Origin of the sequence: Streptomyces sp. NPDC002138 (assembly GCF_040296485.1) — a bacterium.
Taxonomy (GTDB): Bacteria; Actinomycetota; Actinomycetes; order Streptomycetales; family Streptomycetaceae; genus Streptomyces.
This window is the reverse complement of record NZ_JBEOXE010000062.1, coordinates 1-13,533: the sequence shown is the minus strand read 5'-3', so window position 1 is coordinate 13,533 and position 13,533 is coordinate 1. Positions and strand designations below refer to the sequence as shown.

General features: G+C 72.1%; 13 protein-coding genes and 1 pseudogene. 5 read left to right on the top strand and 9 right to left on the bottom strand.

Annotation, left to right across the window (positions count from 1 at the left end; translation table 11 throughout):
- Positions 1–311: 311 nt before the first annotated feature.
- The gene (locus ABT084_RS30070) at positions 312–959 is read right to left on the bottom strand and encodes an HAD-IA family hydrolase (RefSeq protein WP_351050514.1); all 648 of its coding nucleotides are present in this window, start codon (positions 957–959) and stop codon (positions 312–314) included.
- A gap of 67 nt (positions 960–1,026) precedes the next feature.
- On the opposite strand from ABT084_RS30070, the gene ABT084_RS30065 reads away from it, so the two are divergent.
- A complete protein-coding gene (locus ABT084_RS30065; RefSeq protein WP_351050512.1) occupies positions 1,027–1,395 on the top strand; it encodes a hypothetical protein in 369 nt (122 codons plus the stop codon).
- 76 nt (positions 1,396–1,471) lie between these two features.
- Positions 1,472–1,852, top strand: a complete 381-nt coding sequence (locus ABT084_RS30060) for a hypothetical protein (protein WP_351050576.1) — start codon at positions 1,472–1,474, stop codon at positions 1,850–1,852.
- A 54-nt stretch (positions 1,853–1,906) separates the two neighbouring features.
- Here the strand turns inward: ABT084_RS30060 and ABT084_RS30055 are convergent, their stop codons facing one another.
- From ABT084_RS30055 to ABT084_RS30045, 3 genes are all read right to left on the bottom strand, one after another.
- Positions 1,907–2,404, bottom strand: coding sequence for a GNAT family N-acetyltransferase (locus tag ABT084_RS30055; protein WP_351050509.1), 498 nt, complete (start codon positions 2,402–2,404; stop codon positions 1,907–1,909).
- A gap of 37 nt (positions 2,405–2,441) precedes the next feature.
- Positions 2,442–2,960: an RNA polymerase sigma factor gene (locus ABT084_RS30050; RefSeq protein ID WP_351050506.1), complete on the bottom strand. Its 519-nt coding sequence runs from the start codon at positions 2,958–2,960 to the stop codon at positions 2,442–2,444.
- Between the two features lie 151 nt (positions 2,961–3,111).
- Positions 3,112–4,320 carry a glycerophosphodiester phosphodiesterase gene (locus tag ABT084_RS30045; RefSeq protein WP_351050504.1) on the bottom strand — a complete coding sequence of 403 codons (1,209 nt, stop codon included), beginning with the start codon at positions 4,318–4,320 and terminating at the stop codon, positions 3,112–3,114.
- Between the two features lie 292 nt (positions 4,321–4,612).
- Here ABT084_RS30045 and ABT084_RS30040 point away from each other — a divergent pair, with 292 nt between their 5' ends.
- Complete coding sequence (locus tag ABT084_RS30040) at positions 4,613–5,242, top strand: lysophospholipid acyltransferase family protein (RefSeq protein WP_351050501.1); 630 nt, start codon at positions 4,613–4,615, stop codon at positions 5,240–5,242.
- Positions 5,243–5,300: 58 nt separating this feature from the next.
- On the opposite strand, the gene ABT084_RS30035 is transcribed toward ABT084_RS30040, so the two are convergent.
- The 3 genes from ABT084_RS30035 to ABT084_RS30025 form a co-directional block, all read right to left on the bottom strand.
- On the bottom strand, positions 5,301–6,797 hold the full coding sequence (locus tag ABT084_RS30035; protein ID WP_351050499.1) for a membrane-associated oxidoreductase: 1,497 nt from the start codon (positions 6,795–6,797) through the stop codon (positions 5,301–5,303).
- Positions 6,798–6,885: 88 nt separating this feature from the next.
- Positions 6,886–8,433, bottom strand: coding sequence for an MFS transporter (locus tag ABT084_RS30030; RefSeq protein WP_351050496.1), 1,548 nt, complete (start codon positions 8,431–8,433; stop codon positions 6,886–6,888).
- A complete protein-coding gene (locus ABT084_RS30025) occupies positions 8,430–8,981 on the bottom strand; it encodes a TetR/AcrR family transcriptional regulator (protein ID WP_351050493.1) in 552 nt (183 codons plus the stop codon). The genes ABT084_RS30030 and ABT084_RS30025 overlap by 4 nt, the downstream gene beginning before the upstream one ends.
- A gap of 84 nt (positions 8,982–9,065) precedes the next feature.
- Between ABT084_RS30025 and ABT084_RS30020 the strand changes: the two genes are divergently transcribed.
- Complete coding sequence (locus tag ABT084_RS30020; protein WP_351050490.1) at positions 9,066–9,581, top strand: HAD domain-containing protein; 516 nt, start codon at positions 9,066–9,068, stop codon at positions 9,579–9,581.
- Positions 9,582–9,647: 66 nt separating this feature from the next.
- On the opposite strand, the gene argH is transcribed toward ABT084_RS30020, so the two are convergent.
- Both argH and ABT084_RS30010 read right to left on the bottom strand, forming a co-directional pair.
- Positions 9,648–11,075, bottom strand: a complete 1,428-nt coding sequence (gene argH, locus ABT084_RS30015) for an argininosuccinate lyase (RefSeq protein ID WP_351050487.1) — start codon at positions 11,073–11,075, stop codon at positions 9,648–9,650.
- A 135-nt stretch (positions 11,076–11,210) separates the two neighbouring features.
- Positions 11,211–12,404 carry an argininosuccinate synthase gene (locus ABT084_RS30010; RefSeq protein WP_351050484.1) on the bottom strand — a complete coding sequence of 398 codons (1,194 nt, stop codon included), beginning with the start codon at positions 12,402–12,404 and terminating at the stop codon, positions 11,211–11,213.
- A gap of 120 nt (positions 12,405–12,524) precedes the next feature.
- Between ABT084_RS30010 and ABT084_RS30005 the strand changes: the two are divergent.
- Positions 12,525–13,533, top strand: a pseudogene (locus ABT084_RS30005) (hypothetical protein); the annotation flags it as partial.

The window sequence follows — 13,533 nt, the reverse complement described above, 5'->3', positions numbered from 1 at the left end:
TCCGGGGTGGTGGTGCGGAGTGGCTCTACAGCGCGGAGGCTCTACAGCCAGCATGGTCCGGACGGACTCGGCCGGTCTCGCTTCGGGGCGCGAGGCTCAGGAAGGGGGCCCTCAGAAGGCGCGCATTCGACACATACAACGAGCACCGGGCGTCATCGTCGCCTCGGTCGCAAGGGTGCGGCTGCTCGTCGTGGTCATGGCTTCAGTAAACCAGACGTATCGCTTCACCGATCAACGCTGTCCGGATAGCGGACGGATTTGGACCGCCATCCGGACGGCGCGGCCGGGTGGCGCGGTGTCGCCGGGCGGGGTCAGCCCTCCGTCGCGATCACCATGCCCTCGTCCGTGACCTGCACGGACACCGCCGAAAGGTCCCCGACCACCACGTCCGCGACCAGTTCGCCGACCGGGTGCGTTGTGGTCAAGGCCACGGTCCGCATCCCCGCCGCGCGCGCGGCGGCCAGCCCCGCCGGAGCGTCCTCGAAGACCACGCAGCGGCCCGGGTCCACGCCCAGCCGGGCGGCGGCGAGCAGGAAGGGCTCGGGGTCGGGCTTGCCGCGCGTGATGTCCTCGGCGGCCACCATCTCGGGGAAGTCGATGCCGACCTCGCGCAGCCGCGCCTCGGCGAGCGGGCGGGTGGCGGAGGTCACCACGGCCCAGCGGCCGGCGGGCAGCGCGGAGAGCAGTTCCTTCGTACCGGGGAGCAGGACGACGCCGCCCGCGACGTCCTCGACCTCAAGCCGCTCGATCCTGGCCAGGGCCCCGGCCCGGGCCGGTCCGGGCAGCAGGTCGGCGATGATCTCGGCGGCGGGGCGGCCGTGCAGTTCCACGGCGGCGAAGTCGGCCTCGGTGATGCCGTACTCCCCCGCCCAGCGGGTCCAGCAGCGGTGGACGGATTCCATGGAGGAGACGAGGGTTCCGTCGTTGTCGAACAGCAGGGCTTCGGCGTGCAGCTTCATACCTTCCAGGAAAGCCCGGCCCAGGGGCGGGCGCATCGGGCCTTTGGACCCGTAATACCCTCGCTCCATGCTCGACGCCCTGACGGTCGCCATCGGCGTGGCCGCACTCGCCCTCGCCGCCTGGTGCGGATTCGCCGCCTGGCGGGACCAGCCGACCAAGGACTGGCACTTCGCCGGAATGGCCCTGGTCACCCTGCTGGTCCTGGCCCAGCTCGTGGTCGGGCTGGTCAAGCTCGCCCAGGGCGCGGAGCCGCACGACGGGTCGGTGCTCTTCGTGGCGTACCTCGTCGGCGCCTTCGCCGCGATCCCGGCCGCCGGGTTCCTCTCGCTGACCGAGCGCAGCAGGTGGGGTTCGGTGACGGTGGCCGCGGGCGCGGTCGTCCTCGCGGTGCTCGAAGTACGGCTCTACGACATCTGGGGTGGCACCGGTGCCTGACACGGACCCGAACACGGACACGGGCGCGCACACGCACTCGGTCAAGCGCGCCGCGACGCCGGCGGGGCGCACGAAACTGGTCTCGGGACCGGGGGTCCTGCTGGTCTGGCTGTACGGGGTGATCACCGTCGGCGCGGTGTCGCGCTCGGTCTTCCAGATCTCCACCGAATTCGACCGGGCCCCCCTGCCCTACGCGCTGAGCGGGGTGGCGGCGCTCGTGTACGCCTTCATCACGTACTCGCTGGTGCGCGGCGGGGAGACGGCCCGCAAGGCGGCGCGGGTGTGCTGCGCCGCCGAGCTGACCGGCGTGCTCACGGTGGGGACGTGGACCCTGGTGCGGCCCGATGCGTTCCCCGACACGACGGTGTGGTCGCAGTTCGGGATGGGCTACCTGTTCATCCCGGTGATCCTGCCGATCACCGGGATGCTCTGGCTGCGCGCCAAGCGCGAGCGGTAGGGCGCGAGGCCCGGGGGGCGGAGGCCGGGTCAGCGGCCGGGGCCGACAGCCGGGTCAGGCGCTGACGGCGTAGTCCGTGGCTTCCTTCTCCAGCATGATCAGCTCCACGCCGTCCGAAGCGGTCCGGCCGCCGACCGCCACATAGCCCGCCTTGCGGTACATCCGCAGGTTGGACTCGCTCTTGCGGCCGGTGAAGAGCCGGAAGCGGGACGCCTTGGAACCGTCGGCCAGCGCCTCCTCCACGCCGCGCAGCAGGCGGGCGCCGAGCCCGTGCCCCTGCATCCGCGGGTGGACGCACAGTTTGGCGATCTTGCCGGTGCCGTCCTCGTCGGTGCTGCCGCGCACCGCGCCGACCACCTCGTCACCGAGCCGGGCGACCAGCACGATGTCGCGGGCCAGCTCGCCCTTGAGGGAATCCAGGGACTGGGTGAGGGGCTGGATCAGGTAATTGCCGTACAGCTCGGCCTCGCTCTGGAAGCACAGATACTGGAGCTTGAAGATCTGCTCCGCGTCCTCGGCCGCCGCTGCCGAAATGGTCACGCTCATGCCCATGTGCGCATGCCTCCCGCTCACCTGGTAGCCCGTTGGTCTACCGCTCCTTTCCCCGCAGGCCAGGAGCCTCAACCTCTGCAGCCAGCATTCTGCGCAGACATCCCAGGCAACGGGAACGTACCGGCCCCAAACTTCCTTGTGAGATACCCAACTCTCCTGCGATTTCACGGTAAGTGAGGTCCCTGGGCGAAAGAAACGCATTCATGAGCTCCGGGCAGCGTCCGGGCAGCCGGGCGACCGCCGACCGGACGGCGCGGTCCTGCTCCCGGTGCAGGAGCTCGCCCTCGGGCCCGTGTTCGGGTGCCTCGTCGGCGCAGGCCGTCGGTCCCGCGTACGGGACTTCGCGCTGGGCGTGGCGGCGGGCCAGGCGGGCCTCGGCGCGTACGGCCCGGCGCAGCCAGCGGGCGGGTTCGGCGGGCGCGGGCCCGCCGCGGTCCCGCTCCAGCAGCCGCACCCACACGGCCTGTTCGAGATCGGCCGGATCCATCCCGGCGAGCGGTGCTTCGGCGGCGGCCTCCGCCGAGAGCAGGGGTCCGAGTTCCTTGAGCAGGTCCATGCCGGGCGGGACGCGAAGACCGCGCCCGGTGGTTTCCCCACCGGGCGCGGCACACTCGTACGAGAAGTTCCGGCCGCGCGTTGACGGCCTTCGGATCAGCGGGCGCGGGCCGGCGGGCGCGGGCCGGCGGCCGCGGACCCGGCGCCGCGGATCAGCGCGGGCGGCGGCCCGGGCGGAAGTCCTCGGCCGCGAGCAGCGCGGTGTCGGCGTTGTCCGAGAAGATCCCGTCGATCCCGAGGGCGAAGTAGGCGCGGAAGGCGCCGAAGGCGTCCCCGTAAGCGTTCGGGTCGGTGCCCTTGCGGTACTCGGCGGGCAGGAAGGTGTTCTCGTTGCGCGCGGTGTAGGGGTGCAGGATCAGCCCGCGCGCGTGGGCGTCGCGCACCAGGGTGGTCGGCGTGCCGAGCTTGCCCGCGGCGTCGCGCGGCACGATCAGGTCGAGCGTCGGGCCGATGGCCTGGGCGTAGCCCGCGATCCACTTCAGGCCCTCGGGCGTGACCAGGTCGGCGACCGTGCGCGGGTCCTTGGCCAGCTCGAAGTCCCAGGGGCGGGTGTTCGCGGCGCCCAGCAGCACGACGCGGGGCGCGGAGACCAGCTGGGCGAGCCGCTGGATGCTGGAGGGTTCGAAGGACTGAAGGAAAACGGCCGAATTCCGCCGGTCGCGGCCGTAGCGGCGCAGCAGTTTCGCGAGCGGCTCCTCCAGGCCGAGGCCCAGGGCGCGGAAGTAGCTGGGGTGCTTGGTCTCGACGTGCAGCCAGACCCGCTTGCCGCGCTTCCTGCCCTCTCGGTCGGCCCAGCGCAGCACCTCCTCGAAGGTGGGCACCTCCCAGCGGCCGTCGTAGAGCGTGTTGCGCTGGCGGACGGCGGCGATACGTTCCTTCGCGCGCAGGGTCTTGAGCTCGGCCAGGGTGAAGTCCTCGGTGAACCAGCCCGTGACCGCGACGCCGTCCACCGTCTTGGTGGTGCGCCGGGAGGCGAATTCGGGGCGCCCGCCCACGTCCGTGGTGCCGCCGATCTCGTTCTCGTGACGGCAGACCAGGTGCCCGTCCCGGGTGGGGACCAGGTCCTGCTCGATGACGTCGGCGCCCAGGTCGAGGGCCAGCTGGTAGGAGCCGAGGGTGTGTTCGGGCCGGTAGCCGCTGGCTCCCCGGTGTCCGATGACCGTCGGGTAGGGCAGCTCCCGGTAGCCCCCGCCGTCGCCGTACGCCTGCGTGTCGGCCGCCGCGCCCGCGGCCGCCGCGCCCTCGGGGGCCGTGCCCCCGGCCGCCGCCGCCGGGCCCGCGCCGAGCCCCAGCGCTCCGCCGCCCGCCGCCAGTACGGCCGCTCCCAGAACCGCGCGCCTGCCTGCCCCGCCCTGCGTCATGAATGCCCCTCGTCCCGTTCGCGTCGCCCGGGGCGTGCGCCCCCGATCGGCCGACCGATCGTAGGCAGCGGCCGGTGGCGCGCGGGCGATGCGGGGCGGGACGGGCGGAGAACATGGCGGAAACGTGCGTCAACTTTGCGTATCGGCCTCGTGAACCCGATGTGCGATCAGAGCGGACCCGCGAGTATCGTCCTCACCTGCACTGAGCACGCGCGGTGCTGAAGACGCATTCGATACCGGAGGGCCCACGTTGTCCCGTCTTGCGCTCATCAAAGCCACTGTCGGACCGGTCATGCGGATGATGTTCCGCACCCGTGTGGAGGGCGTCGAGAACATTCCGGGCACCGGGCCGGTCATCCTCGCGGGCAACCACCTGACCTTCATCGATTCGATGATCCTGCCCCTGGTGTGCGACCGCCAGGTGCACTTCATCGGCAAGGACGAGTACGTCACCGGCAAGGGCCTCAAGGGCCGCGCCATGGCCTGGTTCTTCACCGGCTCCGGCATGGTCCCGGTCGACCGCGACGGTGCCAACGGCGGGGTCGCGGCCTTGATGACCGGTCGAAGGATCCTCGAAGAGGGCAAGATCTTCGGCATCTACCCGGAGGGGACCCGCTCCCCCGACGGCCGGCTCTACCGCGGCCGCACCGGCATCGCCCGGCTCACGCTGATGACCGGCGCCCCGGTGGTCCCGTTCGCCATGATCGGCACCGACAAGCTCCAGCCCGGCGGCAAGGGCATGCCGCGCCCGGGCCGGGTCACGGTCCGCTTCGGCGAGCCGATGGAGTTCTCCCGGTACGAGGGCATGGACCGCGACCGGTACGTGCTGCGCGCGGTCACCGACTCGGTGATGGCCGAGGTCATGCGGCTCTCGGGCCAGGAGTACGTCGACATGTACGCGACCAAGGCCAAGGCTGCCTGAGCCGGGGGCCCGGGCGCGGTCACACGCCCTACTGCCTGCTGCCCTACTGCCTGCTGCCCTACTGCCGGCTCAGTGACCGGCTGACGCCCGCCGCGGTGGTCGTCGCCAGGACCCAGCCCGTCACGATCAGCAGGTACGACAGCCACTGGTACCACCCGCGCGGACCGAAGGCCTCCTCCTGCCCGAAGCCGATGATCGGCAGCATCAGGTCGAGGGTGTAGAAGACCGGGTTGAACTCGGGCGCCTCGCCCGGCTTGAGCGGGGCGGGCGGCCGCAGCCCGTAGGCGAGGGCTCCGGTGCACAGGAGGGCCACGAGCCAGCCCGCCGCGCGCAGCGGCCGGAAGCCGTACCCCACGGTCGCGTCCTGGAGCAGCCCCCACACCCGTGCGTGCCGGGGCAGGGTGCGCCGGTGCCGGCGGAGCTTGGCGAGCTGGACGCTGCGGGCGGCCCCTTCGTCGCCCGCCGTGCGGTAGGCGGCGGCCAGCTGCTCGTAGGCGTACGGAAGGTACCCCGCGTCCTCCCGCTCCAGTACCGGCAGCCGCTCCTCGGGGGGCAGGTGCGGGCGCAGGGACCGGTAGCCCAGCCCGTCGAGGCGGACCGTGCCGGGCCACCCGGCGGGCTCCACGTAGAGCATGTCGAACTGGGAGCGCCGCAGGTTCACCGCGCCCTGGATCGTGTCGCACGCGCGCAGCCACACCTCGCCGATCGCGCAGCTGGAGGCGCGCAGGGCGGTGCCGCCGGGGTTCACGAGGCGGGCGTAGGCCAGGCCCAGCTGGCCCGGTATCCGGGAGCCGGTGAGGTTGACCCGGCCCTCGGCGCGCAGGCCGCGGGCGCGGACGTCGGTGCCGACGGAGAGGGTCTCGGCGTACAGGGCCTCGCCGCCGGGGTTGAGCAGGCGGGCGCCCTCGAGGTTGATCTGGCCGCCGACGGTGGCGCCGTTGATGCGCGTCTGGCCGTATACGGTCAGGCCCGGGGCGATGACGTCCGTACCGATGTCGGCGTGGTTGAACTGGAGCGGGGGTTCGGCCGAGCCCTCGGGCTCATCGGGGTCCGCGCCGTCCGGTGCGAGCGGGCCGATGACGGCGCGGGTGAGGAACAGGCCCCCGGCGATCCGGGCTCCGGCGAGCCGGACCGGTCCGGTGATCCGGCAGCACGACAGGCGCAGGACCACGTCGACGGTGACAGTGGAGGCGGTCAGGCCCGGCAGGGCGGAGTCGCTGAGGACGAACGCGCGCAACCGGGCCCCGTACAGCAGGGGCTTGCGTTCGAACCAGCAGCCGCGCAGCCGGATCGCGTGCTCGACGGTGGCGTACTTGAGGTTCAGCTTGCCGGTGACGCGGAAGCCCTTGAGGTCGAGCCCGGCGACCCGGCCCTCGGCCGCGGCCCCGCCGAGGAGCAGGGCGGTGAGCACCTCGGCCCGCACGGTCCGTTCGGGGCCCCAGCCGGCGCCGTCGGCGGCGTTCTCTTCGGGGCCCTCACGGACGTCGACGCGTGCGCCGTGCGGGAAGGCGTCCCACACGCGGCGTTCGGCCGGGGTCAGATCGGTGATCTCCATCGTGGGGATGGTGTCGCGCGCGCGATCACTGTGTCAACTCCGCGCGCGGCACCACCCTTTGGGGTCGGTTCGCGAGGTCCGGTGGGCGTCAGTGCTCGATGCCGTCCTGCAGTTCCTGGCCCTTGAGCAGGAACCACGCGGCGGCGGCGGTGGCGAGCAGGACGGCCGCGCCGACGCCCGAGGCGAGCCGCAGCCCGTCCACGAAGGCGTCCTGGGCCGCGCTCACCATCACCTCGGCGGTGTGCGGGTCGAGCCCCTGGGCCGCGTCGACGGCCCCGCCGAGGGATTCGTGCGCGGCGTCGGCGACCGGTCCGGAGACGGAGGCGGGCGCGGTGAAGCCCTGGTAGACGCCGGTGACGATGGAGCCGAGCAGGGCGATGCCGAGGGCCGCGCCGAGTTCGTACGCCGTCTCGGAGACGGCCGAGGCCGAACCGGCCTGCTCCTTGGGCACGCTGGAGAGGATCACATCGGCGGTGACGGTGAAGGAGAAGCCCGCGCCGAGGCCGACGACGAGCAGGGCGGCGCCGAGCAGCGGGTAGCCGGTCTCCTTGCTGATGACGGTGAGCGCGGCCAGCGCCAGGCCGATCGCGGCGAGACCGCCGGTCACGATGACGCGTACGGAGTACTTGCGGGCGAACTGCCCCGCGAGCAGACCGGTGACCACCGCGCCGACGGCGGCGGGCAGTTCGGCCAGGCCCGCTTCCAGCGGCTGGCGGCCCTGGACGAGCTGGAGGAACTGGGAGAGGAAGAAGACCAGTCCGGAGAGGCCGAAGACGGTGAGCAGGTCGGCGAGGACCGCGCCGGAGAAGCCGCGGTGCTTGAACAGCTTCATGTCGAGCAGGGGCGCGGCCAGCGTGTGCTGGCGGCGCACGAAGGCGTAGAGCAGGGCGGCGCCGAGGATCGCGGCCGCCCAGACCTCCCAGGTGAGCCCGTGGGTGGCGACCTGCTTGACGGCGTAGACGACGCCGATGATGCCGACGAGCGAGAGGGCGACGCTGAGCAGGTCCCAGGGGCCCCTCGCGGGGTTCTTGGACTCGGGCAGCAGCTTGATGCCGACGACGACCAGGACGATCATCACGGGCAGGTTGATGAGGAAGACCGAGCCCCACCAGAAGTGCTGGAGCAGGGCTCCGCCGACCACCGGGCCGATGGCGGCGCCGGCCGAGGCGGTGGCGCCCCAGATGCCGATGGCGAGGCTGCGTTCCTTGGGGTCGTGGAAGATGTTGCGGATCAGCGCGAGGGTGGACGGCATCAGCGTCGCACCGGCGACGCCGAGCAGTGCGCGGGCCGCGATCATCATCTCGGGGCTGGTCGCGTAGGCGTTCAGGACCGAGACGAGGCCGAAGGCGGTGGCGCCTATCAGCAGCAGTTTCTTGCGGCCGATGCGGTCGCCGAGGGAGCCCATGGAGACGAGCAGACCGGCGATGACGAAGGAGTAGACGTCGCCGATCCACAGCAGCTGGGTACCGGACGGCTTGAGGTCCTCGCTCAGGGAGGGAGTGGCGAGACCGAGTACGGTGGCGTCGACCGCGACCAGCAGGACGGCCAGCACGAGGACCGAGAGCGCGATCCAGCGCCCGGGGCTCTTGCCGTCCTGCGTCCCCTTCCGCCTGCTCAGCTCTTCGGTTCTGCTCATTTCTCCACACTCCGTCGTGCGCCACCGAGCAGCAACTCGGTGATCATGTACTGAAAGTCCTTGGCGGCGACCCGGCCGTCCATGACGGCCCAGGCGCAGGTGCCGATGAGGCCGTACAGCGCCTCGGTGAGCCAGGCGGGGCTGAGGTCGATCCGGATGTCGCCCTCCTGCTGGCCGCGCCGGAAGAGCGCGGAGACCCGCGCGTCGAGCCGGGCCCAGCCCTCGTTGATCTCGTCGCCCTCGAAGAGCTGGTTCTCGGTGACGAGGAAGGCCAGCAGCAGGGCGTTCGGCTCGGCCTCGGCGACGAGGCGGCCGAGGGCGTCGACGGCGCTCCCCTGGTCCAGGCGGGCCTTGTCGAAGGCGACCTCGAACTCGCGGATGCCGAGCTCTTCGAGGGCCCGTACGAGGGCGTCGCGCCCGGCGAAGTGCCGGTGCAGGGTCGCGCGGCCGATGCCGGCCGCACGGGCGACCTCGTCCATCGTCGCGGTCGATTTGCGGGAGAGCAGGGCCGCCGCTGCGCGGAGCACCTGGTCACGATCCATGGCCATGAGACAACCATAACCCGAATGAGACGTCATTGTCTCATCGAATATTCAGGTGCCCCGCACGGGCACGGAAGGAATCCTGCCGTGATGACGAAGAAGCCCCTGCTGCTCATCGATGTGGACGGCCCGCTGAACCCCTACGCGGCCAAGCCCCAGCGCCGCCCCGAGGGCTACACCACCCACCGGATGCGGCCCACCGGCTGGTCGGAGGCGGAGAGCGCGAAGCCGCTGCGGGTCTGGCTGCACCCGGGGCACGGGGCGGAGCTGCTGGCGCTGGCGGAGGCCTATGAGCTGGTCTGGGCGACAACCTGGAAGGACGAGGCCAACGACTGGATAGGGCCGCACCTGGGGCTGCCGCGGCTGCCGTTCATCGACTGGCCGCAGATGCACGGGCGGGCGCCGCGGGGGACGTTCTGGAAGACGCAGTACGTCCTGGAGTACGCCGGGGAGCGGCCGTTCGCGTGGATCGACGACGGCATCACGCCGCTGGACCGGGAGTACGTCGCCCAACGCCACCCGGCCCAGGCCCTGTTGCTGCGCATCGACGAGCGGATCGGGCTGGTGCGGGGGGACTTCGAGCGGCTGGCCGCGTGGGCGGCGTAGGCCTGCGGGCATGCCGGAGGGGGCGGCCCGGGCGGGTGCCCCGGCCGCCCCCTCGACGGGCTTGCGCTAGTTCTTGTGGTTCGCCCAGGCGTGCTGGATGACCAGGTCCGCCTTCAGTTCGTTGAGCTGGACGGCGACGGCGCTCGGGGCGGTGCCGCCGCGGCCGTTGCGGGAGGCCAGGGCGCCGGGCACGTTGAGGACCGTCCGCACCTCCGGGGTCAGGTGCTCGGAGATCTTCGCGAACTGCTCGTCCGTGAGCTCGTCCAGCTCGATGCCGAGGCCCTCGCACTCCTTGACGCACTCGCCCGCGACCTCGTGGGCGACCCGGAAGGGCACGCCCTGGCGGACCAGCCACTCAGCGATGTCGGTGGCGAGCGAGAATCCGGCCGGAGCCAGCTCCTCCATCCGCGCCCGGTTGACCGTGAGGGTCGCCATCATGCCGGTGAAGGCGGGCAGCAGGACCTCGAGGGTGTCGCAGGAGTCGAAGACCGGCTCCTTGTCCTCCTGGAGGTCCCGGTTGTAGGCCAGGGGAAGGGCCTTCAGGGTGGCCATCAGGCCGGTCAGGTTGCCGATCATCCGGCCGGACTTGCCGCGCGCCAGCTCCGCGATGTCCGGGTTCTTCTTCTGCGGCATGATCGAGGAGCCGGTGGAGAACGCGTCGTGCAGGGTGACGAAGGAGAACTCCTTCGTGTTCCAGATGATGATCTCCTCGGCGATCCGGGAGAGGTTGATCCCGATCATCGCCGTGATGAACGCGAACTCCGCGACGAAGTCCCGCGAGGCCGTGCCGTCGATGGAGTTGCCGACCGAGCCCCGCTCGAAGCCGAGGTCGGCCGCGACCTGCTCCGGGTCCAGGCCGAGCGAGGAGCCCGCGAGCGCGCCCGAGCCGTACGGGGAGACCGCGGTCCGGGTGTCCCACTGCCGCAGCCGCTCCGCGTCCCGGGACAGGGACTGCACGTGCGCCAGCACGTGGTGCGCGAAGAGCACCGGCTGCGCGTGCTGGAGGTGGGTCCGGCCGGGCATCGCCACGTCGGCGTGCGCCTCGGCGAGGCCGACGAGCGCGTCCTGGAGGTCGGCGATCAGCGAGCCGATGATCCGGGCGTGGTCGCGCAGGTACATCCGGAAGAGCGTGGCGACCTGGTCGTTGCGCGAGCGGCCCGCCCGCAGCTTGCCGCCGAGGTCGGGGCCGAGCAGCTCCAGCAGGCCGCGCTCCAGGGCGGTGTGCACGTCCTCGTCGGCGATGGTGCCCACGAGGGCGCCGGACTCGACGTCGGCCGCGAGCCGGTCCAGCCCGTCGGACATGCGCTGGAGTTCTTCGGCCGTGAGCAGGCCCGCCTTGTGCAGGACGCGGGCGTGGGCGCGCGAACCGGCGATGTCGTACGGCGCGAGGCGCCAGTCGAAGTGGACCGACGCGGACAGCTTCGCGAGGGCCTCGGCCGGTCCGTCGGCGAACCGGCCGCCCCAGAGCCGGACGTCACCGTTGTTGCTGCTCACAGCTACTGCTCCTCAAAGGGTGGGTGTACGACGGCCTCCCCGACGCGGAGGTACCGGGGAGGCCGTCAAAGCACTGCGCGTACGTGTACGTGTACGTGTACGTGTACGTGTACGTGTACGCGTAACGACAGAACCTCAGGCGAGGTCGCGGCGCGCGGCGATCTTCGAGGACAGGCCGAAGATCTCGATGAAGCCCTGGGCCTTGGACTGGTCGAAGGTGTCGCCCGAGTCGTAGGTCGCGAGGTTGAAGTCGTACAGCGACTCCTCGGACTTGCGGCCGGTGACCACGGCGCGGCCCGCGTGCAGGGTCATCCGGATGTCACCGGTGACGTGCTGGTTGGCCTCGTTGATGAAGCCGTCCAGGGCGCGCTTGAGCGGGGAGAACCACAGGCCGTCGTAGACCATCTCGCCCCAGCGCTGCTCGACCTGCCGCTTGTAGCGGGCCAGCTCGCGCTCGACGGTGACGTTCTCCAGCTCCTGGTGGGCGGTGATCAGCGCGATCGCGCCCGGGGCCTCGTAGACCTCGCGGGACTTGATGCCGACGAGGCGGTCCTCGACGATGTCGATCCGGCCGATGCCCTGGGCACCGGCCCGCTCGTTGAGCTGCTGGATGGCCTGGAGCACGGAGACGGGCTTGCCGTCGATGGCGACCGGGACGCCCTCCTTGAAGGAGATGACGACCTCGTCGGCCTCGCGCGGGACGGCCGGGTTCGAGGTGTACTCGTAGATGTCCTCGATCGGCGCGTTCCAGATGTCCTCCAGGAAGCCCGTCTCGACGGCGCGCCCGAAGACGTTCTGGTCGATGGAGTACGGGGACTTCTTGGTGGTCGCGATCGGGAGATCGGCCTTCTCGGCGAAGGCGATCGCCTTGTCACGGGTCATCGCGTAGTCCCGGACCGGGGCGATGCACTTGAGGTCGGGGCCGAGGGCGGCGATGCCGGCCTCGAAGCGGACCTGGTCGTTGCCCTTGCCGGTGCAGCCGTGGGCGACGATCGTCGCGTTGTGCTTCTGGGCGGCGGCCACGAGGTGCTTGACGATGGTCGGCCGCGAGAGGGCGGAGACCAGCGGGTAGCGGTCCATGTAGAGGGCGTTGGCCTTGATCGCCGGGAGGCAGTACTCGTTGGCGAACTCGTCCTTGGCGTCCGCGACCTCGGCCTCGACGGCACCGCAGGCGAGCGCGCGCTTGCGGATGACGTCCAGGTCCTCGCCGCCCTGGCCGACGTCCACGGCGACGGCGATGACCTCGGCGCCCGTCTCCTCGGCGATCCAGCCGATGGCGACGGAGGTGTCCAGGCCGCCCGAGTAGGCGAGTACGACGCGCTCGGTCACGGGTTTCTCCTTACATGGTGCATCTGACGACAGGCATAACTATGCACTACTCCGTATGTTTCGTCAACGCGCCTGGAAAACCGCTGGTCGGAGGGGGTGTCCCTGCCTAGGCTCAGGGTCATGAACGCCACCACGGGGAACGCGCGGCGGGGCCGGCGCTGGAACGGGAGGGCCGGCCGCGAGGTTGCCGAGCGGCTGGCGCGGGGCGCCGCGCTCACGGAGGTGCTCGACCCCGCCGACCCGGCCGCCTGGATCGCGCTCGACCTCGGCGTGCGGGAGGTCCCCCTGTGGGACGAGGTCCTGGCCGGGCTGCTGCGGGCACAGCCCGAGACCGCGCTGTGCCACCCGGCGGGCCGGATCCGCGAGGACGCCCTGCGCGGCGCCGGGCGGAGCCGCGCGCTGCTGCCGCTCGTGGCCATCCGCTGCGCGGACTGGATCGAGCCGGTGCGCACCCGCGCCCGCGTGATCCTGGCCGGAGCCCTGGCCGAGGACCCGGCCGGGACGCTGCGGGCGCTGACCCCGCTGGTACTGCGGCTCGGGGCGCGCGGGCGGGGCGCGTGGGCCCGGGAACTGTTCGAGGCGGCGCTGCGCGGGGCTGGGGGCGCGCTGCTGGAGGAACTGGCGGCCGACTCCGACCCGGGCACCCGCCGGTACGCCGGGCGGCTGCTGCTGGAGACCACCCGGCCCGGCGCGGTGGCACTGGCCCGGCGGGCCGCCGCCGAGGCCGACCCGGTGCTGCGACGGCTCTGGACCGACGCGGCGCTCGCCGCCCTGGCCGCTTCCGCGCCGGGCCCGGTGGCCAGGGACGGGCCGGTGGACGGGGACGGCCCCGCCGCGGGGGACGGCGCTGCGGCCCGGGACGATGCCCGGACCGTGGTCGACCTGCTGCTCGGCGCCCGCTCGGGGCAGGTCCGGGCCGCCGGGGTCACCGCCCTGCGCCGTACGGGCCGGGCGGCCGGGGCCGTGGAGCACCTCGCCGACCGGGTGGGCGTCGTACGGGCCTGCGCCCGCTGGCTGGTCGGCCAGGACGGCGGGGCTGCTCCAGCACCGTCTCATCATCGACCTCGCGCCCGAGCAGAAGCTAGTGCTGTAGCCGGAAAGGTCCACCGGGTCGCGGCGTCCGGTGGGG